This is a genomic window from Streptomyces sp. SD31, from assembly GCF_052068475.1.
In the GTDB taxonomy this organism is placed as follows: Bacteria; Actinomycetota; Actinomycetes; order Streptomycetales; family Streptomycetaceae; genus Streptomyces.
The window spans coordinates 25,411-46,894 of the sequence record NZ_JBQHCX010000001.1; the positions used below are offsets into that span (position 1 = coordinate 25,411).

A 21,484-nucleotide genomic window follows, 5' to 3' on the forward strand; every position below is an offset into this window, starting at 1 on the left:
AAACAAACCTACACTGGGGGCATGACGACTCGCTGGCTCACTCCCGAGGAGCAGCGCGCCTGGCGCGCCTACATCGCCTCCGCCGCCCTCGTGGAGGACGCGCTGGACCGGCAGCTCCAGCAGGAAGCCGGCATGCCCCATCTGTATTACTCCATCCTCGCCACCCTGTCCGAGACTCCGGAGCGCCGGTTGCGCATGACCGATCTCGCGGAAGGGCTGAAGATCACCCGCAGCCGGCTGACGTACGCCGTGACGCGCCTGGAGAAGGACGGGCTGGTGCGGCGCGAGGACTGCCGCTGGGACAAGCGCGGCAGCATCGCGGCGATCACCGAGGAAGGGATGCGCGTCCTGGAGCGCACGGCTCCGGGGCACGTGGAGACCGTACGGGCGCTGCTCTTCGACCGGCTGACCCCGGAGCAGGTCCGACAGCTGGAGGAGATCTTCACCGCGGTCGCCGAGGGCTTCCAGGGAGAGGACGCGCACGCCACCGCCGACGACGTGCCCTGGCGGCGGCGCTCCGGCAAGTCCTGTTCGTGAGGCAGGAGTCGGGAGGCAAGAGTCGTGGGGCAGGAGCAACGAGGCCCGAGTCCGACCGGCCTGTGACGCGGGCGACAAACTTGTTGCTTCAAATTTAAAGCATGGGGTAGGGTCCTGCACCGAGGAGCTGCTTCAAATCTGAAGCAGCCGGCCCACGTACGGAACCCGGAGATCCCGCATGCCCGACTTCACCGCCGCCGCCACCCAGCGCGCCCGCGTCCGGGTCCCGCTGCGCTTCCACGACGGTTACTCCGTGGACGCCGAGCTGGTCACCTTCCACGGCCTGACCGACGGCCAGGAGCACGTGGCCGTCGTCCTCGGCGACCCGGCCCCCGGCACCACCCCGCTCGTCCGGCTGCACTCCGAGTGCCTGACGGGCGACGTCTTCGGCTCGGCCCGCTGCGACTGCGGCCCCCAGCTGCGCGAGGCCGTCGAGCGCATTGCCGAGCGCGGCGGGGTGCTGCTGTACCTGCGCCAGGAGGGCCGCGGCATCGGGCTCTACAACAAGCTGGACGCGTACGCCCTCCAGGACCAGGGCCTCGACACCTACGCCGCGAACGCCGCCCTGGGCCTGCCGGAGGACGCCCGCGACTACACGGCGGCCGCCCAGATGCTCACCGCCCTCGGCATCGGCGAACTGGACCTGCTCTCCAACAACCCCGACAAGGCCGACCAGCTGCGCGCCCTCGGCATCCAGGTCCAGGGCCGCGTCCCCACCGGCGTCTTCGCCACACCGGACAACGTCCGCTATCTGCGCGCGAAGGTCCTGCAGACCCAGCACACGCTGCCGCTGGGGGATCTCGCGGGGCTGAACGTAGGCTGAGCGGACGGCAGCACGCGGCAGACAGAACGAAGGGGCGGGTGTCCTGATCGGACACCCGCCCCTCGGCCATGCGTCATACGACTAGGGCCGACTACGGCCGACTACGGCGTGACCTTCTCGATCGTCACCCCGCCGACACCCGCGGTCGTCCCGCGCGTGTTCACCAGCCGTACCTCACCGAAGAGCTGCCGGCCCTCGGGCACGGCCCGCGCGACCGTGACGTTCGCCGCCACCTTCGCCGAGTCGCCCGTGCCGAGCTTCACCTGCGTCGACTCGTCGACCGTGACCGAGCCGAGCGCGGAGGAGAAGAACGCGTCCCGGTAGTCGTACTCGGTGGAGCCGGACGGCACCTCGAAGCCGACAACCTCGACGGTGTACTTGCCGGCGGCCGGGTTGGCGATGGAGACGGCCTCCTCGGAGTCGCCGTCCGCGGACTGACCGACGAGCTCGCCCTCGGCGTCGTACACGTTCAGGTCGAGGTCGGAGGCCAGATCGGAGACCTTGCCGATGGCGACGTCCAGCGACGTGGTGCCCTCGGGCACCTCGACGGTGCTGGTCTGCGTCTCACCGTCGGCGATGGTCGGCCGCGCGGTCTTCGACGAGCCGAGCGCGCCGCCCTTGAGGTTGCCCTCCACGGCCTCCAGCTTGTTGGTCACCGTCCAGGAGGCGGCGACCGGAGTACCGACCTTGGCCTCAGGCACCGTCACGGCCGCCGGGTCGAAGGACGCGCCGTAGACGGTGGCGTTCAGCTTGTACGGGTTGTCCAGCAGGGCCGACGTACGGCGCGAGTCGACCTCGATCTCCCAGACGCCGGGCAGCGGGTCCTCGTAGGAGGCGATGTCCGTCGTGTTCGGGTCGTTGTCGGCGACCGGGGTGCCGTACGGGCTGATGGCGCTGAACAGCGTCCGGCTGCCCTCCGCCAGGCCGCCCAGCGTGACCTGGAGCGACTTCGTGCCCTCGGGGACGGTGACGAAGTACGACTTGACGTTGTTGCGCTGCACCGACCCGGACGCGGTGAAGGTGTGCTGGAGCGGCGTGGAGACCACGACGGTGTTCAGGATCTGCTTGTCGACGCCCACGGTCCTCGGGTCGTCGGCCTCCAGGATCGCGCTCTTGATGCCCGCGTGCTTCGGGGCGGCCTGGACCTTGACGGTCACCGCCTTGTTCAGCGGCAGGTCGACGACCTTCGGGCCGACGATCGAGAAGGTGCGGGCCTTGTTGTTCGCCAGGCGCAGGATGTGCGGGAGCGAGCCGGCGGGGCCGGACGTACGGGTGATCGTGACGTCGTACGTCTTCTTCTTCCCGGCCTTGAGGCCGCCCTCGCGGTCGTAGACGCCCGTGCCGAAGCCCGGCGTCTTCAGCGCCTGGTCGAGCGCGGTGTCGACCGGGGCCTTCACGGCGTAGTCGTGCGCGGTGGCGCCCGCCTTGATCGCCTTCCAGGCGTCGACGACGTCGATGAGGCCGGCACCCTCCTCGTACGCCTGAAGTCCCTCGATGTGGTGGGCGGTCGAGGTGAGCGCGGTGCGCAGCTTCTGGGGCGTCAGCTTGATGCCCTGCTGCTTGGCGGCGCTCAGCAGCAGCGCGCTCGCGCCCGCCGTCTGCGGGGCCGCCATCGAGGTGCCGTTGTACATGGCGTAGCCGGCCGGCAGCTTCCAGCCCGCCTCGGCGATCGGCGAGCCGGGCATCCAGGCCGGGATCGTGCTGACCGCGGCGCCGGGGGCGACGACCGTCGGCGTGAAGCCGCCGTCCTCACGCGGGCCGCGCGAGGAGAAGTTGAACAGCTGGTACTTGTTCTCGACGCCGGTGCCGTAGTTGGCGGCGAAGGTCTCCTTGGAGACACCGGCGCCGACCGAGATGACCTTGTCGGCCAGACCCGGGTCGCCGATGGTGTTGGCGCCGGGACCGGAGTTGCCGCCGGAGAGGACGAGCTGGACGCCGTACGTGTCGATGAGCCGCGTGTACAGCTCGGCGCCGGCGTTGTTGCCGTCGTTCAGGGGCGGCAGGCCGCCGATGGACATGTTGACGACGTCGACGCCACGGTTGACGACGAGGTCGATCATGCCCTCGGTGATGGCGACGTTGGAGCAGCCGGGGCCGAAGAGGCAGGCCCGCGAGGAGACGATCTTCGCGCCGGGGGCGGCGCCGTTCATCTTGCCGCCGAACATGCCGTTGGCGGCGGTGATGCCGGCCACGTGGCTGCCGTGCGAACCGGCGGTGAGGCCGATGTTGACGAAGTCGGCCTTCTTGCCGACCCAGTCGCCGCCCAGCGGATCCATCGGGACGTCCTTGCGGACCTCCACGACGAAGTCCTGGCTCTCGGGGATGTCCGTAGCCGGGTCGTCGGTGCCGAAGTGGCCGACCTGGTGGCCGTCCTTGTAAGGCTTCATCGGCGTGTCGTCGGTGAAGTCGCCGTTGTCGTTGACGTCGACGGTGACCGTGCCGGCCTTGGCGTCGTACAGCACGCCCCAGTCGTCGGTCGTGTCGCCGTCGCGGTTGACGTCGCCGTCGGCGTCGCCCTCCGTGACCTTGCCCTGATTGGTGACGGCCTCACGGAAGGTGCTGATCTGGAACGAGCCCGCAGGGGCCTTCCAGGTCTTCTCGCCGTAGGTGAAGGAGGGCCCGGCGACGGAGGTGGTCATCGCCCGCCAGGTGCCGTCGCCGTCGACCAGCGGGTCGGTGGCGGTCACCCAGTCGACGATCTTGCGCTCACCGGTCGTCGTCTTCTGCAGTGCGGGACTGGCGAGGTCGACGCCGGTGTCGAGGACACCGATGGTCACGCCACGCCCGTCCGCCTTCGGGTTCTTCTTCACGAAGTCGACGGCGCCCGTCTCGAAGGACGGGTTGTACGGGTTCTTCGCGGGGGTGTTCTTGTCCGGGCCGGAGTAAGTGGCCGCGGTGGCGCTCGACTTGCCGCCGCTTTCGAGGCTCGGCTCCTCCAGGGGTATTTCGTCCCGCAGGTCGATGGCCTGCACGGAGGAGAGCTTGGCGGCGGCCGCGATGGCCGACTCCGCCTTGGCGGTCGGCACCGTGGCCCGTACGTAGCCGAGCTTGTCGTACGTACGGCCCACGGAGCCGCCCTTGACCGCGTCCAGCTCCTCGGCGACCTTCTCGGTCCGTCCGGGTGCCGTGACGATCATCATCGTGACGGTCTTGTCGCGCTGTGCCTTGGCCTCCGCGAGGAGGTCGGCGTCGTCCGAACCGAGCTTGTCGTGCGCGGACTTGACGCCGGGGTCGGCCGCGGTGGCGGTGGAGCCGTCCGCGGCGAGGGCGAGGGGTACGGGCCCGGCCGCGGAGAGCGCTGCAACGAGGCCTGCGGCCACGGCGATACGGGCGGCGCGTTTCGCCCCCGGTATCGGGGCCGGGTGGGGGGTGGGGGGCATGGTGATCCCTGGTGCTGAAGGAATGAAGGCATCGGCGGCCGGATCGAGCACCTTCGACCGCCGCGGTCCGGAATGTGATCCCGGATGATCGCCCAGCTTTCCTCAAGGGACCGATTTCTGTTGATAGTTCAGGGAGCGGAGATCGCTGACTGGCACAAACCCGCCATGCGTCACAGGGGACTTACTGACTCAGGCTGTGACATTCCTGTGAGACGGCGAGCCGGTGAGGCGGCGAGCCGGCCCCTTGGGCGCCGGTCACCCCAGCTGGACCCGGTCGATCAGCCCCGCCTCGGTGAACGCGGCCGCCAGCTCGTCGCGCCCCTCGGTGAAGTGGGCCCAACTGTCGAAGTGGACGGGGACGATCCGGCGCGCCCCGAGGATCCGGGCAGCCTCCACGGCCCGGACGCTGTCGAGGGTGAGCAACTGGCGGTCGAGCACGGCCCCGCGGGCGGCACCGGCGAAGAGGACGGCCGTGTCCACCGGCCCGAATCGCCCGGCGATCTCCTTGACCGGCCCGAGCTGGGCGTTGTCGCCGCTGACGTACACCGTGGGCAGACCGTCCCCGGTCAGCACGAAGCCAACGACCTGCCCGATGACCGCTTCGAGCTCCTCGCGCTCCCCCGGGCCGTGCAGCGCCGGCACCCCGGTCACGGTGATCGCGCCTCCACCGGGCCGGTCCACCGCCACGGACTCCCAGTCCCCCAGCCCCCGAGCGGTACCGCCCAGCCGGCCCGCGCCGCTCGGCGTGCTCAAGGTCAACGGCACCTCGGCGAGCAGCGCACGGCCGGATATGTCGAGGTTGTCGGGGTGCTCGTCGTGCGAGAGCAGAACCACGTCGATCCGCCCGAGCTCGGTGGGCGAGACGGAGGCGGCGGCGGTCTTGGTCAGGGCACGGCCGCCTCCCAGCGGGTAGTCACCGGGGGCGTCGAAGGTGGGATCGGTGAGGAGGCGCAGGCCGCCGTACTCGATGAGGGCGGTCGGGCCGCCGAAGACGCGGACGGGGACCTGCTCACTGGTGGTGCGAGCGGCGGTGCGAGGGGTGGTGCGAGGGGCAGCCATCGTCATTCCTCACGGTTGATAGTGAATCTATCCGTGAGACACAGCTAACCGTCTCTCACGGAAAGGCGCAACCCAAAACGTGAGAAGTCGAAGTCGCCCCAGAGCGGGGGACATTGAGGCCCCGTCACAGCCGATTGCCCCTCAGGACCCCCATATGGCAGTCCCGATGAGCGCAGTGGGAGATATCGGATTAGCCTCCGAAATGAGCGCAAAGTGGATCTATCAATGGTGCGCTCTACCCGACCCAAGGAGGAGCAATGCGCAAGCTTCAGAAGGCCGCTGTGGCGGCCGCCATCCTGGGGAGCTTCAGCTTCATAGCCACCGGCTCTGCCAACGCATACGGCGGGCACGACCACGGAGGATGCAAGTCGCACGACCAGAACATCGACATCCTCGGCCAGGTTGGCGTGCTCAACGGTCTGCTGGGCAACGCACTCAACGGTGAAGGCAGCGCGGGCGGGCAAATCAACCACACCGGCTCGAGTTGTCACCACTAGTTGTCCACTGCACCGCACCAAGCCTCGGCGCCGGGCCCACCAGCCCGGCGCCGAGTCCGTCTGTGGGCCGGACGGTTCTTCAGTGTCCGGAACCACCAGGTCAGAGCAGATGTAGCTCGTAACCCGGTCTTCTCCTCCCTGATATGCCGAAGCAGCGTGACCACACGGTGATTCCTGCTCAGCGCGCGTCAGAAGGGCAGGCCCCGCAGGTCCGCACTGATGGTGGGATGAGGCAGGCAGTATGTGGCGACGGTGGCCTTGAGTGCTTCGTCTGGCTGTGCGGCGGGGCTGTGAGGCTGCTGCGTCATCGAGCCGCCCGTATCCGCAGAGCTGTAACGGACCAGTCGATCACCGGGACGAGGCGTTCCGGCGCCGGCCAGCCGTTGATCAGCGCGAGCAACTGGAAGTACTGGTCCCTGCGCGGATCGCTCGCGGCTTCCAGACGGTGCAGCAGCCATCGGTGCAACTCGGTGTCATCGGGGCGGCCGTGGGCGAGCGCGCAGTGGGCGGTGAGCGCCGCGACGACAGGATCGGCCTGGGGCGAATCCGGGCTGATGCCGGATGCCACGGCTGGTCCCACGAGATCACGCGTGATGGCGACCACGTCCGGGCGCGGTGGCGTCGTGGCGCCGTCGGGCAGGCCGGCCACATGGTCTTCGGTCAGGCGCCGCACACTGGCGCGGAAGTCCGGGTCCAGGGACAGTTCGGCCAGGCCCATCCATGCCCTGACCTGCTCGTCTGTGGGGTTGTCGGGGAGCTCGGGCGTCATGGACCGCCGAGCTGCGGCATAGCGGGAGCCGCTGTGCAGACCGTCGAAGACGGTGTCGAGGAATTCGTCGATCAAGCGTCGGCGTTCGGCTTCGGACAGTGTGGCCAGCTGGTGCATGAGTTCCATCTCCTTGAGGCTGGGCTCGCGTTCGGCGGCGGCCGTCAGCACCGCCCGTCGCAGACGCAGGATGCTGATCTGTACGTCCAGTGCGGCGGCGTGCTCCGCGGCGACTTCGCTGAGCGTGAGTTCCTGATCCACGACCCGCCGGATCATGTCGAGGCCGAGTCCCAGTTCTCGCAGTGTTCGCACGAGGGCAAGGCGAGCGACGGCATCCGGGGCGTAGCGCCGGTAGCCGGCGTGGGTACGGTCGGCCGGCGCCACGATGCCGCGATCGGAGTAGTACCGGATCGTCTTGACTGTCAGCCCGGTGCGCTGGGCCAGTTCACCGATCGAGTAGAGGGTGCCGCCATCCATGAGACCCACCCTCCTGTCTCCCCCTGCAGGAGACTCAAGTCTGCGGCTACGTCTCCACGCTCCCTCCTGCTCGCCTTCTGGTTCCAGAAAGCGCGAACACCCCCGGCGGCCAGTGGCGAGAGGAGCGGGGCCATTCGTCGGCGGGTACCGGTCCGTGATGCCGCTCCGCACCCCAGCGGGGCGCGGAGGACGCCTACCGGTGGTGCACGCCGCCACCCTCGGCGTCGGCCTGGAAATCCTTGCCCGAGCCCAGGGCGCTCCGTGGGCCCTGTGGTTATAGGGGGTAACCGGAGAGACACCCAGCAGCTTGGCGATCGACGTGATCGAGCGGCCGGGGTCGGGCAGCAGGTCGCGGGCGGCGCGGATGACTGCCTCGGTGGCAACGGCGGAGTGCCCGCCGACGCGGCCGCGAGCCACGGATGAACTTGGAGGGGGTGCAGCCGAGCACAGTTGTCAGCCCAGGGCGAGCCATCGGATGCCGAGCTGTTCGATCTGCGCGGTTTCTGATGCGTCCAACGGCTCACGGCCGGTGGCTTTGCGCAGGAAATGCGGCTGGCTCCAACCCAATGTGTCGGCGGCCGCCATCTGCTCTGCGCCGAGAAGCAGCTCCAGCACGGCGTCACCGGCCGACGAGGTGAGCCAAGGTTCGCGTCCCACTGCATCAGCCAGGTCGAGGCCGTGGACGGCGACTTCAACGACTCGGGTGAGCAGAAACTCCGACAAGAGCATGGCGTCACCATGACGCGTCCGCACGGTACGGCTGGCAGGCTGGACCCGGCACAGCCGGTCGACTCGCCGCCAGATCGCGGCGAAATCGTCGGCAAAGGCGGCACCGTCAGCCGACTCTGCTGCCCGGTCCTGAGCCAGGGCGATCCGGGCACTGTTGGTCCGGGGTGAAAACCGGTCGTCCGGGCGGTAGTACTCCGCTGCGGAAACCTTGGCCTCGCTCGGTGCTGGGGCGTCCAGCATGCCCGGAAGCCAATCGATCACGACGGACACGTGCCCGAGCAGGTCGCGTACGGCCCAGGGGGTGCAGCGTGTCGGGAGGTTCCACTCGGCCTCAGACAGTCCTGAGACAGCATCAGTGAGCGCCCCGGATTCCCGACGAAACGCTTCGAGCACACGGTCTTGATCCATGCCTGTGACGCTACCAACCGGGCACAATCAGACACCCGGTTGGCCATGCTGGTTCGCCTGGTCAAGCAACTGACCTTGGAATACCGGTGCGACTTATGGGGGCTGGCGGTACACCCCGAACTCACCGGGGAGAGAAGCGCGCCGCTCCGGAGAGGTGTTTGGTCATGCCGAGGCGTTCGTACGCGGCGATTGCCGACGTGTTGGCAGCATCCACAATGAGCGCGGCACGTCCGTACCGGTGGACCAGATCGTCCACGACGAAGCCACAGACGGCCTGTGCCAGGCCGCGTCCGCGGGTTGCGGGGTGAGTGCATACCCCGGCCATGTACCCGCAGCCGATTGCTGACCACGCATCGGCCGCGACCGCCAAGGGCTCCGCGGCTGAGCCGCTTTCCAGGCTGCCGAGGATTCCGGCCCATCGGCGTACGCCGATGCGCCCCGGTTGCGCGTACGAGTCAGGGAAGAAGCGATCGAAGAGTGCCGTAGCTGCTTTCTCCTGTCGAGCTTCCAACCATTGCGCGCCTGCAGGGGCAGTACCGGGCCGGGACGCAGTCTCCATCCAGAAGAATTCGTGTATCGGCACGAGGCCGGGTATCTGCCGCACCACGGCATCGATCAAGGGTGCCTCCGCGAAGGGGCGATATGACGGTCCGATTTCATCCATTACTCGCCGCACCAAGGTGACCGCATCGGTTCGGTCGCCCTGGATCGCAAGCCGATCCCGTTCCGAGAGGCCTGGACTCGCCACCGCCAGGGCAGTTCCATGGCGCCAGGCCCGCACGCCGGGCCCCAGACTGCCGTCGTGCCGTCCCTGGGCGGCCCAGATCGGCCGCGTGTCTCCGGCCGCGGCCTGCTCGATGTCACCGAGTCGTACGAGCTCTTCCACCAGGCATGCCTTTCCGGGGATTGTCGGCGTTCGTAGTAACTGACGTTTCCTCAGGGGTGATCATTTCCGGATTCGGTTGAGGCGAGTGGATCAGCTCAGGGTGTCGTTGTCCGTCCGTGGTGTGTGGGAACGGTTGCGGCGGCACGGCTGGTCGTGTCAGCAGCCCGCGCGGCGGGCAGCCGAACGTGACGATGCGGCTGTGGCCGGCTGCGGTGGCCGCAGGATGCCGGAGCGGCAGGCGGCGATGACACAGCACGCCACGGGGAGGAGGAACGTGAGGTTGAGCGGCAGGACGTGGGTCAGCGGGCCGATGACGGCGGGCCCGGCGAGCATGCCGAGGTAACCGAGTCCGGCGACGCGGGAGACATTGACGCCGGCAGTGTCCTGGTCGGAATGGCCGGCGGCGCTGAGAAGTTGGGGAACGCAGCCGGACAGTCCTGCCCCGAACACGGCCCAGCCGGCCAGAGCCAGGGGGACCCAGGGCGAGAGGGCCGCCGCGGTCAGGCCGAGTGCGGCGACGGACGCGCCGTAGCGGAGGATGGCCACGGGGCCGAGGCGCGCGGTGACCCGGTCGGCGAGCAGTCGGCCGACGGTCATGGCGGTGGCGAACGCTCCGTAGGCAAGGGCGGCGGTGGCTGCGCTCGCGTCGAGGACCTGGCGCAGATGGAGGGTGCTCCAGTCGTTCGCCACGCCTTCGCACAGCATGATCATCAATGCCAGCGTGGCCAGCATCCAGATGCGCCGGGGCGTCCTTTGACGGGTCCCCGTGGCAGGGGTGGCGTCGTCCGAGGGACGGACGGCGTCGCGGCGCAGCAGGGCGGGGGCCGCGAGCGCGGCGACGGCCAGGCCGCCGAGCGCCACCACGCCGAGAGTCGCGGCGGGGCTCCAGCCCAGGCTGAGCGTGCGGGATCCCGCCAGCGCGGCGAGCACACCACCGATGGAGAAGGCGGCGTGGAAGGCGGACATGACGGGCCGCCGGTAACCGCGCTCGATCTGGACGGCATGGGCGTTCATGCTGACATCCAGGCAGCCGTTGCCGACGCCGAGCACCAGGAGCGCGGCCCCCAGCGTCCAGACGTTCGCCGCCAGGCCGGGCAGGACCACGGCCGCGCTGCACAGTGCCGCGCTGAGCGGGACGACGGTGCGGGCCCCGAAGCAGTCGGTGAGCGGGCCGACGGCCTGCATGCCGGCGAAGGCGCCTGCGCCCAGGAGCAGCAAGAGCCAGCCGAGCACGGCATGGCCGATTCCTGCCCGCGGCTCGATGCCGGGGATGTGGACGACCCACATCCCCATGAGGAAGCCGTTCAGCATGAAATAGGCGAAGGTGGCCAGCCGGCCGGCTCGCAGGTCTTGTTCCATGCTTCGAACATATAGAACATGATCTCCTTTCGAAAGGTTGCCTTTCGAACACCTCTGATGTTCAATCTGGGCATGGCAGGTACAGATCGACTCAGGCAGATCACCGACGCCGTACGGGAAGCCGGCAGCATCGGCGTCGCCGAACTGGCCGGGCTCACCGGCGCCTCGGAGATGACCGTCCGTCGCGACCTCGAAGTCCTGGCGGCGCAGGGGGTGCTCGAGCGCTATCGAGGGGGAGCCAGGAGCCTGCTGCTGCGCGGCGAGGAGCCGCCCTTCGCGTTGCGGGCCCAGGAGGGGCTGGAGGTCAAGCGGCGCATCGCCGCCGAGGCTGCCCGGCTGATCGCCGACGGAGAGTCCGTCGTCCTCGACAGCGGCACCACGTGCTTGGAGGTGGCCCGCACCCTGGAGCACCGACGGCTCACCGTGCTGCCGCTGTCCCTGCACGCCGTGAACGCGCTGGCTGGAGCCCCGCAGTTGACTCTGCTGGTCCCGGGCGGCCGACCGCGGCCGGGCGAGCTGGCGCTGACCGGTCCACTCACCACGGCGTCGCTGGCCGCCCTGCGTTTCGACACCGCGATCATCGGCTGCTGCGGACTGGACGCGGAAAACGGCCTGACCGCCTATGACCTGGACGACGCCGCCGTCAAGCGTGTGGCGATCGCCTCCTCCCGCCGGGTCATCGCTGTCGCGGAAGGCGCCAAGTTCTCGCGTACCGCACTCGGCTTCGTCGCCCCGGCCTCCGCCTTGCACGCCGTCGTCACGGACGAGTCCGCTCCCGACGACCAGACCGACCGGCTGAGCGCGGCGGGCGTGACCGTACGGAAGGTGTGACCTCATGACCGGCGCTGTGTTTCTCTTCGATCTCTTCGGCGTCATCGCGCGCCTCCAGTCCGCCGAGGGCAAGGACCGGATCGTCCGGACGGCGGGCATACCTGCACCCGATTTCTGGGACGCCTACTGGACGCTGCGTCCGCCATACGACCGCGGTGAGGTGAACGGCCCCGGCTACTGGCGCAGGGTGGCCAAGACCCTGGGCACCTGCTTCGACGACCACCAGATCGAGCGCCTCGTCGCGGCCGACATCGCCAGTTGGAGCGGCGTCGACGACACCATGGTCGACCTCCTCGAGGAACTCGCCGCACAAGACCGGCGGATCGCGCTCCTGTCCAACATCCCCGAAGAGTTGGCCGGCCACTACGAAGTACGCCACGCCTGGTTCAATCGCTTTGAGGTATGCGCCTTGTCCTGCCGCATCGGCCGGGCCAAACCCGACCCGGACGCCTACCGGTGGTGCCAAAATGCCCTGCGTGTGCCACCGGATCGCGTCCTTTTCGTCGACGACCGTCAGGACAACATCCGGGCGGCCGAGGCCGTCGGCATGCGGGGGCACCTCTTCACCACCGCGGCCCGGCTGAGAGAACACCTCGCCCAGAGCGACGCTGAGCCATCTCGACCATGACGCTCGGACCCGTCACCGGCACCCATCGCGCTCCGGGAAATCCCAAGAGAGTTCCTGTACGAAGACGCCATCCCGCAGCGGCACGGTCCCCGCCTCTTTCTCATCGGTGCACCGGCCCAGCGGACCGCCCTCATGGTCAAGGCGATCCGGTTCTGCTCCGATTCGGGGATCGTGACGCCGGCCGACCTCAGCCCGGCCGGATACCGGCTCTACGAAACGGTGCCGTCGCCCGGCCGGCTCTCGTGCGCACCCTGCGCGCACTCGGACTCGATCCGCCGACCATCCGCAAGGTCGTGGACCGGGAGATCTCCCTGCCCCGCGTCGCAGCGGCACCCACCGAGGCCCGGGACGTACAGACCTGGACGCTGCGCCTGCAGCGTTCGCTGCCCACCGTGGCCCAGGCACGGCTCCACTGCCCAGGGCCGGTCTCCGGTCGGACAACGAACTTGCTGCGCCCCTCATAGGCCACTGGATGATCGGATTCCAAGCTGACCAGGACCTCGCCCGGGCCCTGCTACTCGAAGACGGCGGCTTGGGCGGACGCGACGCAGGCCCTGTTGCCCGCGCCTTCCTGCAGAAGGCCCAGTAACCAGACCTCGAGCACGGCCCCGGCACGGGCCGGACGGCAGCAGACCAGCCCTCGTATCACTGACCAGAAGGCCGAGAGGTACACGTATGCGGATCTACATCAGCGCCGACATGGAAGGCGTGACCGGACTCGTCGACGCCGCCGACGTCCAGCCCGACGGGCGGGACTACGAACGTGGCCGTCTGCTCATGGCCGAGGACGTCAACGCCGCAGTGCGCGGCGCACTCGCAGCCGGGGCAACCGACATCCTCGTCAACGACGCGCACGGTCCGATGCGCAACCTCCTCCCCGAGACCCTGCATCCGGCAGCACGCCTGGTAAGGGGCAAACCCAAGACCATGGGCATGCTGGCCGGCCTCGAACCGGGGCACGACGCCATGATTTGCATCGGCTATCACTCCCGGGCCGGATCTCCTGGCGTGCTGAGCCACAGCTTCATGGGTCACGAGATCGAGGACATGTGGCTCAACGACCGGCCCGTGGGAGAAATCGGGCTCGCCCAGGCCACAGCGGCAGCACTCGGCGTCCCGCTGGTCGCGCTCACCGGTGATGACATCGCCTGCGCAGAAGCAACGGCCTGGGACGACTCGATCACCACCGTGACCGTGAAGCACGCACACGGTCGCTTCGCGGCAGACCTACGCCCCATCGCACAAGCGCACCAGGACATCGAAGCGGCCGTCGCCACCGTGCTCTCGACGCGGCCGCGCGCAGCCGCAGCCACAGCCACCAGGGAGCAGTCCACCCTGGCCGTGCGATGGCAGTCGACATCCGTGGCAACCACCCTGGCAGGAATCCCAGGAGTCACCACGACAGACAGCAGAACCACCCAGGCAACAGGTGAACTGCCCGCCCTGTACCGCCTCTTCGGCATATGGATGCGGGTAGCGGCGTCTCTCACCAACCAAGCGCCCTACTGCTGAAGCCCTCGATGCAGTGCGACGACTTGGCTTTCACCGAGACACCTCCCTCGTGCAGGAAGTGCCCCAACCGCGCATCCCCGCGGGCCGGCTGACCGCCGCCCCTGGAGCGATGGCTCGATCCAAGGAGCCGGGACAATGGATCTCATGACCGCACTACCCACCCTGTCTGCCACGGAGATCACTACGGATCGTCTCCAACTGCGAAAAGCGCACGCTGCCGACATCGACGGCCTCATCGAGCTCCAGACCGATCCACAGGTCCGTGCCCACCTCGGCGGCCCGCGGCCCCGTAGCGTCGTCGAGCAGTACTTCGACGCGAATGGCATCAGCGCCATTGCCGCCAAGCCCGGTACCTACGTCATCGCCGACAAGGAAACTGACCGGTTCATCGGGACACTCGTACTCGACCGCCGTTCCGCCGACCTTCCCGGACACGTCACCAAGGAAGGCTCGGAGCTGGAGCTGACCTACCTGCTCCGGCGCGGCAGTTGGGGTGCGGGACTGGCATTCGAGGCCGCCACAGCTATGTTGCGCGCCGCCGCCGGCGAGCTGCCCGACCAGCCGGTCCTGGTGGTGACCCAGACGGCCAACGAGCGTTCCCTCAGGCTCGCCATCCGCCTCGGCTTCCAGTGCATCGGCACCTTCGAGGCGCATGACGCGGAGCAAACCCTCGCCGTAGCCGACCTGCACTCATTCAAGGCCCGGTCTCCTCTCTCCGACCCCCGCTGAAAAGTAGGGCGCGAGCCTCCGCCATCCACGATGCGTCGGCAATCCGGGACCAGGCCGGACGCCGCCATGCCCTCGATCCGCTGCGGCACCACCGATCCCGCCGCCGTGCGCATCTTCTTCTCCCACCGGCAAGGTGTTCACCAAGGAGGACAGCTCCTGGCTCCACCCGGAGACGGTCTCGGAGACCTTCCGCCGCATCCTCGCCACGACCGACCTGCCGCCCATCACCCTGCGGGACCTGCGCCACGTCGCCGCGACGCTCACGCATGGAGGCGGCGGCGACATCCACACGGTGAAGGAGACGCTGCGGCACTCCACTTCATCCGCCCAAGCGGCACCCGATCCGCAGGCCACGAGCACATCCGCTCACGCATCGCTCATGCAATGGCTCGAAAACGAAGCAGCGCCCGACCCGACCGAAGCCGACTCAGGCGCTGCGTAGCAGGTCAGAGGCCGTTTCCCTCCCCCGCCACCGGTAGGCCCTGTGGGACTCGAACCCACAACCAATGGATTAAAAGTCCTGGCCAAAGCTTGCTGGGTGGTTCCGGACGGTTCTTCGGTGTCCGGAACCTCCTGGTCAGAGTACGTGCGTCGTGATGCGCGCTGCGGCTCGTAACAGCTCGTGCCACATCATCCGCTCACGCATCGCTCACGCAAGCTGCCGTGAAGAGCCTCTCCTGCGTGCACTCGCATCAGTCCTGGTCGTGCCACAAGGGCAGGCGAATGCGAAACGTCGCGCCCCCCAGCTCCCCGTAGGCATCCACGGATCGTGTGCCACGCATGTCAGCGACGGCGTCCCGAATGATCGTCAGCCCAAGTCCAGTGCTGTCTGACGTCCGTCCGGCCACGCCCGGTAGCCACATCTCAACGAGGCCAACGTCGTCGACGCCCGGACCCGAGTCCAAGAAGTCGACGACTGCCTGCCCGCTATCGACGTGGGTGCGCACCAACACGGCGCGCCCACCCAACATCTCACCGGCACGCTCAAACGACTTGACGGCGTTCAGAGCAAGGTTGAAAACGATCGCTTCCAGATCCGAAGCGGCCGCGGCGACCCGAACCGGCTCCCCCCAGAGGTCTAGCGTGAGTGAGACCCCATGACGCTCCAGCTGGCCACGCACTGCGCTCAACGCGTCACCGATAGCCTCATTGAGGTCACGGGCCGCAATCCGGAACTTATCCGGATGTGCCGCCCGTGCCCCGAGCGCAACCCAGTCGGCTGCTCCGTCGGCAGCCAAACTGCCGGCGTCGCCAACCGCGACCGACTCACGTACGGACGCGACAGACAAGATCCCGGCTGTGGCGAGAGCCCGATAGGCCAAACGCTCAGGCGGCACTGCTGGCAACGCCGACTTCTGCCGCTGCTTCGGCAGAGGCGGTTCCGGCGTCGACGGTTGTTCCTGAGGCTCAAGTCCCGTAGACCCAGCCCACACGGCCTCCTCAGGCTCCGTCTTCTCGCTGGAAGGAACATCTTGATCGGTGCGACGAGTCGGAGCAGGACGCTCTAGCTGCTCACGATCTCGAATCCTCCTCCGTTCACGTGCGGCCCAGTCTGTAGCACTTGCGGCAAACTGTCTAAGCTCAATAAAGGCAGCATTTTCCTGGAACCCCATTCGATCCGTCTTAGGGAGAAGCAGCCCATCCGGATCCTCTACCGAAAGCCGCCCAATACTGGTATTAGTAGAGGGTCGCAGCTCGGGACTGCGCGACCGGTGAAGGTTGAGGTCTAGCCAGTCTGATCCTTGGTCACCATACGGATGAACACGAAGTCCACGGTGGAACACGTGGACACCACCCACCACCGCCAGCCAAGGACGTAGTTCAACGTACCGCCGCTTTGATCCACGGAGGTCAAAGGCGCGCTTGCTGAGCAAGAACATCCACAGCTCGAAAGATGCTGGTGGCGCCTGGTATCGCAAAGGGGGCTGCAAACGCCCTCTGCGGTGATCGGGCACTACGTCAATATGCTCACCCCTTGTAATCACATTTCCTTTCCAGTCGTACAGGATTGTACTGGCGTAACCTTGCTCATCCAGGTGGGCTTCGAGTTTGTACTCATACTCATCGAAGAAGCCCCGATTAACCGCCTCCGAGATTCTCTCGAACTGAGGAGCAATGAGCGTGGCAGCGAAGCCCGTGTCCTCGTCATTGAAAAACCCGGTCAGCAAGCGCATGGCGCGTGCAAGCCGCTCCATCTGTTCGTTGTCGAACCCCTCCATTAGCCGGTGAACGGTCAACGAGGTGCCCGGAGGCTTTGACGTTGATCGGGTGGAGACTGCCAACTCAACATCTTCGACTGAGGTGACCGACTCGTAGTCAGACCAGTCGATGACCAGCAGGTGCTCCAGACCCGGCTCGCTACGCGGTCTCGTGCTCACCTCGACTCGGCGACCGAGACGCAGGGCTGCCAACCTCCCCAGGCCCTTCTCACCAATCCGCCGGCGGTTGGATCGACTGTCCGGGGCACCAGGCTTCGAGGACCTCCCGATGAGTAGGAAGCCTTCCCGGATGTCCTCAACGGTCATACCGTCGCCGTCGTCCTCAACAACGAGGGTCCCGCCCGGTTGCGTGGCATTGTGCAGCTGGACGATGCACTTCGTCGCATCCGCGTCGTACGCGTTGCGCACCAACTCGATCACGCCGAGATCTGGGTGGGGGATCAGCTCCTCACCCAGGCGGATCAGGATTTCCGGCGCAAAGCGCAGATGAGTGCTCAAGCGTCCTCCTTCTTGTCAGATCCGCCCACGCATCGAGATCTCCTAGGCACGCAGCGTAGCCATCGGCAAGCCTGCACAGGACAAGCGGCCGGATATGGGCCATGACCGGCTGACAGTTGGCCAGTTTTGATCCACTGACGTACGGAACCTAGCTGCATGCATCACCCGCCACCGGCCAGCGATGGACGGAGGGGCCCTGACCTTGACCCCTACAGGCGGGCAGCGTCGGCCAACCTCGCCACTGCTACTCGCACCGCCAACCTCCCAATCGAACTAGACATAACCAACCGATAACGCCAATGCATCGCAGTAGTCTCGGTTGTCTGTAGTTGGCGCTGGTAGCACAAGCCTTTCGAGGACACACCAGTTCCAGGTCGCTACTGTTGCGTCGAGCCCTACCCTGAAGGAGCACCGCTTTCATGCCGGAACTGCTCGCTGCCGCAGCACTGTCGGAAGCCAAGGTGAGCAACGCTACGGCGCGGCCCTTGGGTTCCCGGGGTTCCCGAGGCGAGCTGACGGACCGGCCAGCAGAGCTGACTTCCAGCGCTGCAGCAGTACTCGCCGGCCTTTCAGCGTGGTGGAGGTCGCGTGCTTCTGCTGCCGGGCTCGACGGGGCGTGGCTGGATATCGAACAGGCCCTCCAGGCGCGTCCGCCTGCTGGGATCATGGATGGCTCCATCGAGCCAGCCGACCTGTCGACACTCGGGCCAGAGCAAGTGGGTGCGGCGTACGTAGAAGCCCTATCGGCTGCAACGCGGTCGCGCCACGGTCGCCATTACACGCCACGCGAACTCGCCGTCCATTTGTGGGGAATGGCTCGAGAAAGCCTTGGCCTGCCCCCCAGCAACCGAATGCTTACGGGTCTAGTACTTGACCCCGCCTGCGGCGCCGGCGCCCTTCTACTGCCAGCCTTGCGGGAACACCTGCGGGCAGCGTTCGATGTCGATCCTGCGCTCACGTTGGCCGGCCTGCCCAACCTCCTTCGCGGGGTGGACGCCGACGAAGCTGCGGTGTGGGTCGCCAACGTGGTGCTAGCAGCGGAGATGCTGCCGACTCTTGCCCGAGTCCCTGCATCTGTTCGCAAGCCACTACCCGCACTCGCCCACGTTGGTGACGGCCTGGACATGCCTGCAGGATCTGTGCGCGTTGTGGTGATGAACCCGCCATATGGTCGCGTGCGGCTTTCTCCTGTCGAGCGCGAGCGCTATGCCCACGTCCTCTACGGACACGCAAACCTGTACGGGCTCTTCATGGCTAGGGCTATCGATGCCCTGGACGCTGAGGGTGTCCTAGCCGCACTCGTTCCGACCAGCTTCACCAGCGGACGCTACTTCAGCAAGCTGCGCGATCACATAAGCCAAGAGGCGGCCATGAGCGCTGTGGCGTTCGTGGAGGACCGCAGCGGCGTGTTCACGTCTGTGCTTCAAGAAACATGCCTGGCCACGTTCGAGAGGCGGAAGCGCAGGAAGACCAGGATCAGCAGTCTTGGCAGCTCCGAGACCACCATCGCCAGTGTTAAGACCCAGAGGACAGAGCAACCTTGGGTTCTTCCACGCCGCTCCGACGATGCGCCCATCGCTGCCGCAGCATCAGCCATGGAAGAGTCTCTGGGGTCCTTGGGCTGGCGCGCCTCCACAGGTCCGCTCGTGTGGAATCGACGCAGCAGCGACCTGTACCCGTCCGGCGGTCCCAATCGTTCCCAGGTGATTTGGGCTGCAGACCTAGACGGCGGCGTCCTACATCGTGATCCTGCGCGGGATTCCATGCGGTTCCTGGCCCTCACCGCCGCCTCTGACCTCAAGGTGATGGTGCTAGATAGCCCTGCCGTGCTGGTCCAGCGCACCACGGCCCCCGAACAGTCACGTCGGCTCGTTGCCGCACATCTCAGTCAGGCAGATCTGGACGCCCGCGACGGCCGAGTCACTGTCGAAAACCACGTAAACGTGCTGCGATGCTCTGCCGCTGCTGATTCGGTGCTGACGCCTGAGGCCATGACTCGCTTGCTTGCCACCAAGACCATGGACAAGGTTGTCCGCTGCATCTCCGGCTCGGTTGCGCTCAGCGCCTACGAGCTTGAGTCCATCCCCATGCCGCACCGCGAGGTAGTGCGGAAGTGGAATGACCTTGAGGGAGATGCACTCGAAGCAGCAGTCGCCGCCGCCTACCGACCTACAGGAGCCTGAAGTTGAGGAAGCTCATCAGCCCCGAGGAAGCCGAGAGGCGACTTCAAGTGATCTTCCCGAGGGCTGCGTTCGACCCGGTGTTCTCCTCGCCGCTCGCTGCGATGGCCGTGTCGGCTCTGATCTACGTCGACGCCGTTTGCAGCGCTGATGACCCAACGGACACGGTGCAGTGGGCACGCCCAACGACCGTGTTGTGGATGTCCAAGGGCGCCTTGGCTCACTCGGGAGACGCCGACCGCATAGCCTGGAGAACGGCCGCGGCGAAGGGCAACAAGCACGTAGCCGCCCTCCACGAGGAGACGTGGAACGAGCCCTTCCAGCCGTCCTACAGGGACAACTCAAGGGAAACTCTGCGAGACGAGACCTTCAGGGAGTGGCGTTCCCACGCAGCCATCCGCAAGCGCGCTGGCCTGCCGACGGCGAGCAGCCAGCCCAGCTGGGCGCTTCTCGACCACTTCGCCGACCTCTTTGACCCAGAACTCTCCGACGAGATTTTCGAGCAGGCAGCGACCGCTTGGCGCGACAAACACTTGGATGCTGGAGCCAGGTTGAAGGCGGCGTTCGCGCTGAAGGCTGAGGCCGCCGAACATGCCGTCACTGTGCTTCTTCCCAACAGCGGAGGGGCTACTCGAACACTCGAACCAGGCATAGCTTCTCTGATCATCAAGGGGGTCGTGGAGACCTGGGCCGAGGCTCGGATGCAGAAGCCGGTCGTCCTCGCCATCTCTGAGCCGGGAGACAAGGTCCATCTCGGCGAGGAAATAGCTCTGCAGGGTCTCGGTATCACAATCGACGTCAAGAACGTTCTCCCCGACGTCATTATGGCAGATATAGGTGCAGATCCAGTCGATTTTTGGATCATTGAGGTTGCGGCTTCAGACGGGGTTGTCACTGCGGCCAGGCGGACAGCACTCCTTAAATGGGCAGCGAAACAGAACATTGCGGAAGGCCGTTGCTCGTTCCTCACCGCGTTCGAGTCACGCAATTCGGATGCGGCAAGGCGACGCCTCAAGGACCTCGCCTCCGGCACGTGGGCTTGGTTTGCTGCGGAGCCATTCCATGAGCTGGCCTGGTACGAGGTCGTGCCAGGCGCGGACGACGCCTAGGAACCACCTGCTCGGGTGAGGAGACGAACGCCACGCCACCAGCCGGCAGGCCGGGGCTGGCGACGTAGGCGCCGTACACCAACCGCCGCCGCCTCGGTACCCTGCTCGGTGGAACATGTATGATCTTCTTTGAAGGCGCTGGCGGGAACGTCACGCCACACAGTTTTCGGTGGTCATAGCATCAGGGAAACGCCCGGTTACATTCCGAACCCGGAAGCTAAGCCTGATTGCGCCGATGGTACTGCGAGGGGGACCTCGTGGGAGAGTAGGTCGCTGCCGGGAAGTTTTTAAGGGGTACTGCCTCCACGAGGCAGTACCCCTTTCTCTTTTCTCGCCTTCCTAGCTGTCTAAGTTGGCTATGCCCAGCCGTCAAGCGACACCTGCGACCCGCGCCTGAGATAGGCATGGAGAGCGCTGGCAGTTGTATCGACGAATGATTCGGGGATAGATGCCGCGTCAACCCAGCAAACTCGCGCGTGCTTTCGCGGTTCTCGGTTTTCGGGTTCGCCAGTCCATTCGTGTACAGCGAAGACGACGGTGAGGAAGCCGTTGGGGGCTTCGACTCCCCAGGCGCCGTGGATGATGTGGGCGACCTTCAGGGACTCTGGCTTCACGGTCAGGCCGGTTTCCTCGTACAACTCGCGTACGGCGGTCTCGGTGATGGGCTCGCCGGGTTCGCTCTTGCCGACGGGGAGGTCCCACATGCCTTGGGCGAACTTGGCGTTCTGGCTGCGTTGGAGGAGAACGACGCGGTTGGTGGCCTTGTCGTGGACGATGACGGCGGCGACCAGGAGGGTCATGGATTCAAGGGCGGGCTGTAGGGCTTTGGGCTGGTCGTCGGTTGTCCGCTGAGCCAC

At 66.9% G+C, this 21,484-nt stretch carries 18 protein-coding genes, 1 rRNA gene and 2 pseudogenes; 13 read left to right on the forward strand and 8 right to left on the reverse strand.

The window, feature by feature from the left end; all coding sequences use genetic code 11:
- The first annotated feature begins 21 nt into the window (after positions 1–21).
- On the forward strand, positions 22–537 hold the full coding sequence (locus ACTMVF_RS00085) for a MarR family winged helix-turn-helix transcriptional regulator (RefSeq protein WP_441268890.1): 516 nt from the start codon (positions 22–24) through the stop codon (positions 535–537).
- 178 nt (positions 538–715) lie between these two features.
- A complete protein-coding gene (locus tag ACTMVF_RS00090; protein ID WP_441268891.1) occupies positions 716–1,360 on the forward strand; it encodes a GTP cyclohydrolase II in 645 nt (214 codons plus the stop codon).
- A gap of 101 nt (positions 1,361–1,461) precedes the next feature.
- Here ACTMVF_RS00090 and ACTMVF_RS00095 read toward each other — a convergent pair whose 3' ends face one another.
- The gene (locus ACTMVF_RS00095; protein ID WP_441268892.1) at positions 1,462–4,740 is read right to left on the reverse strand and encodes a S8 family serine peptidase; all 3,279 of its coding nucleotides are present in this window, start codon (positions 4,738–4,740) and stop codon (positions 1,462–1,464) included.
- Between the two features lie 255 nt (positions 4,741–4,995).
- A complete protein-coding gene (locus ACTMVF_RS00100) occupies positions 4,996–5,799 on the reverse strand; it encodes an MBL fold metallo-hydrolase (protein ID WP_441268893.1) in 804 nt (267 codons plus the stop codon).
- A gap of 257 nt (positions 5,800–6,056) precedes the next feature.
- Here ACTMVF_RS00100 and ACTMVF_RS00105 point away from each other — a divergent pair, with 257 nt between their 5' ends.
- Positions 6,057–6,296, forward strand: a complete 240-nt coding sequence (locus ACTMVF_RS00105; protein WP_441268894.1) for a hypothetical protein — start codon at positions 6,057–6,059, stop codon at positions 6,294–6,296.
- Positions 6,297–6,600: 304 nt separating this feature from the next.
- Here the strand turns inward: ACTMVF_RS00105 and ACTMVF_RS00110 are convergent, their stop codons facing one another.
- The 3 genes from ACTMVF_RS00110 to ACTMVF_RS00120 form a co-directional block, all read right to left on the reverse strand.
- Positions 6,601–7,539 (reverse strand): MerR family transcriptional regulator, encoded by a 939-nt coding sequence (locus ACTMVF_RS00110; RefSeq protein ID WP_441268895.1) that lies wholly within the window; start codon positions 7,537–7,539, stop codon positions 6,601–6,603.
- 453 nt (positions 7,540–7,992) lie between these two features.
- Entirely contained in the window at positions 7,993–8,676 is a 684-nt protein-coding gene (locus ACTMVF_RS00115) for a maleylpyruvate isomerase N-terminal domain-containing protein (RefSeq protein WP_441268896.1), read from the reverse strand.
- Positions 8,677–8,797: 121 nt separating this feature from the next.
- Positions 8,798–9,562, reverse strand: coding sequence for a GNAT family N-acetyltransferase (locus ACTMVF_RS00120; RefSeq protein WP_441268897.1), 765 nt, complete (start codon positions 9,560–9,562; stop codon positions 8,798–8,800).
- A 100-nt stretch (positions 9,563–9,662) separates the two neighbouring features.
- On the opposite strand from ACTMVF_RS00120, the pseudogene ACTMVF_RS00125 reads away from it, so the two are divergent.
- A pseudogene (locus tag ACTMVF_RS00125) lies at positions 9,663–9,764 on the forward strand (winged helix-turn-helix domain-containing protein); the annotation flags it as partial.
- Here ACTMVF_RS00125 and ACTMVF_RS00130 read toward each other — a convergent pair.
- Positions 9,719–10,921, reverse strand: a complete 1,203-nt coding sequence (locus tag ACTMVF_RS00130) for an MFS transporter (protein WP_441268898.1) — start codon at positions 10,919–10,921, stop codon at positions 9,719–9,721. The pseudogene ACTMVF_RS00125 and the gene ACTMVF_RS00130 sit on opposite strands and share 46 nt — an antisense overlap.
- A gap of 72 nt (positions 10,922–10,993) precedes the next feature.
- Between ACTMVF_RS00130 and ACTMVF_RS00135 the strand changes: the two genes are divergently transcribed.
- The 6 genes and pseudogenes from ACTMVF_RS00135 to ACTMVF_RS00160 all read left to right on the forward strand — a co-directional run.
- Positions 10,994–11,752, forward strand: coding sequence for a DeoR/GlpR family DNA-binding transcription regulator (locus ACTMVF_RS00135; RefSeq protein WP_441268899.1), 759 nt, complete (start codon positions 10,994–10,996; stop codon positions 11,750–11,752).
- Positions 11,753–11,756: 4 nt separating this feature from the next.
- On the forward strand, positions 11,757–12,380 hold the full coding sequence (locus ACTMVF_RS00140; RefSeq protein WP_441268900.1) for an HAD family hydrolase: 624 nt from the start codon (positions 11,757–11,759) through the stop codon (positions 12,378–12,380).
- A gap of 242 nt (positions 12,381–12,622) precedes the next feature.
- Positions 12,623–12,844, forward strand: a complete 222-nt coding sequence (locus tag ACTMVF_RS00145) for a hypothetical protein (protein ID WP_441268901.1) — start codon at positions 12,623–12,625, stop codon at positions 12,842–12,844.
- 211 nt (positions 12,845–13,055) lie between these two features.
- Positions 13,056–13,892 carry a M55 family metallopeptidase gene (locus ACTMVF_RS00150; RefSeq protein ID WP_441268902.1) on the forward strand — a complete coding sequence of 279 codons (837 nt, stop codon included), beginning with the start codon at positions 13,056–13,058 and terminating at the stop codon, positions 13,890–13,892.
- Between the two features lie 135 nt (positions 13,893–14,027).
- Positions 14,028–14,621: a GNAT family N-acetyltransferase gene (locus tag ACTMVF_RS00155; RefSeq protein ID WP_441268903.1), complete on the forward strand. Its 594-nt coding sequence runs from the start codon at positions 14,028–14,030 to the stop codon at positions 14,619–14,621.
- Positions 14,622–14,745: 124 nt separating this feature from the next.
- Positions 14,746–15,063, forward strand: a pseudogene (locus tag ACTMVF_RS00160) (site-specific integrase); the annotation flags it as partial.
- A gap of 250 nt (positions 15,064–15,313) precedes the next feature.
- Here the strand turns inward: ACTMVF_RS00160 and ACTMVF_RS00165 are convergent.
- On the reverse strand, positions 15,314–17,338 hold the full coding sequence (locus ACTMVF_RS00165) for an ATP-binding protein (RefSeq protein ID WP_441268904.1): 2,025 nt from the start codon (positions 17,336–17,338) through the stop codon (positions 15,314–15,316).
- 419 nt (positions 17,339–17,757) lie between these two features.
- Here ACTMVF_RS00165 and ACTMVF_RS00170 point away from each other — a divergent pair, with 419 nt between their 5' ends.
- From ACTMVF_RS00170 to rrf, 3 genes are all read left to right on the forward strand, one after another.
- Positions 17,758–19,521: an Eco57I restriction-modification methylase domain-containing protein gene (locus ACTMVF_RS00170; RefSeq protein ID WP_441268905.1), complete on the forward strand. Its 1,764-nt coding sequence runs from the start codon at positions 17,758–17,760 to the stop codon at positions 19,519–19,521.
- 2 nt (positions 19,522–19,523) lie between these two features.
- Positions 19,524–20,627 carry a BsuBI/PstI family type II restriction endonuclease gene (locus ACTMVF_RS00175; RefSeq protein ID WP_441268906.1) on the forward strand — a complete coding sequence of 368 codons (1,104 nt, stop codon included), beginning with the start codon at positions 19,524–19,526 and terminating at the stop codon, positions 20,625–20,627.
- Between the two features lie 165 nt (positions 20,628–20,792).
- Positions 20,793–20,909 (forward strand): 5S ribosomal RNA (rrf, locus tag ACTMVF_RS00180).
- Between the two features lie 74 nt (positions 20,910–20,983).
- Here rrf and ACTMVF_RS00185 read toward each other — a convergent pair.
- Positions 20,984–21,484: an NUDIX domain-containing protein gene (locus tag ACTMVF_RS00185; protein ID WP_441268907.1), complete on the reverse strand. Its 501-nt coding sequence runs from the start codon at positions 21,482–21,484 to the stop codon at positions 20,984–20,986.

Coding starts and splice junctions, on each gene's coding strand:
- ACTMVF_RS00170 (WP_441268905.1), top strand. CDS start 17,758: ATGCCGGAACTGCTCGCTGCCGCAGCACTGTCGGAAGCCAAGGTGAGC.
- ACTMVF_RS00110 (WP_441268895.1), bottom strand. CDS start 7,539: ATGGATGGCGGCACCCTCTACTCGATCGGTGAACTGGCCCAGCGCACC.
- ACTMVF_RS00085 (WP_441268890.1), top strand. CDS start 22: ATGACGACTCGCTGGCTCACTCCCGAGGAGCAGCGCGCCTGGCGCGCC.
- ACTMVF_RS00130 (WP_441268898.1), bottom strand. CDS start 10,921: ATGGAACAAGACCTGCGAGCCGGCCGGCTGGCCACCTTCGCCTATTTC.
- ACTMVF_RS00105 (WP_441268894.1), top strand. CDS start 6,057: ATGCGCAAGCTTCAGAAGGCCGCTGTGGCGGCCGCCATCCTGGGGAGC.
- ACTMVF_RS00115 (WP_441268896.1), bottom strand. CDS start 8,676: ATGGATCAAGACCGTGTGCTCGAAGCGTTTCGTCGGGAATCCGGGGCG.
- ACTMVF_RS00100 (WP_441268893.1), bottom strand. CDS start 5,799: ATGGCTGCCCCTCGCACCACCCCTCGCACCGCCGCTCGCACCACCAGT.
- ACTMVF_RS00150 (WP_441268902.1), top strand. CDS start 13,056: ATGCGGATCTACATCAGCGCCGACATGGAAGGCGTGACCGGACTCGTC.
- ACTMVF_RS00140 (WP_441268900.1), top strand. CDS start 11,757: ATGACCGGCGCTGTGTTTCTCTTCGATCTCTTCGGCGTCATCGCGCGC.
- ACTMVF_RS00095 (WP_441268892.1), bottom strand. CDS start 4,740: ATGCCCCCCACCCCCCACCCGGCCCCGATACCGGGGGCGAAACGCGCC.
- ACTMVF_RS00090 (WP_441268891.1), top strand. CDS start 716: ATGCCCGACTTCACCGCCGCCGCCACCCAGCGCGCCCGCGTCCGGGTC.
- ACTMVF_RS00155 (WP_441268903.1), top strand. CDS start 14,028: ATGGATCTCATGACCGCACTACCCACCCTGTCTGCCACGGAGATCACT.
- ACTMVF_RS00135 (WP_441268899.1), top strand. CDS start 10,994: ATGGCAGGTACAGATCGACTCAGGCAGATCACCGACGCCGTACGGGAA.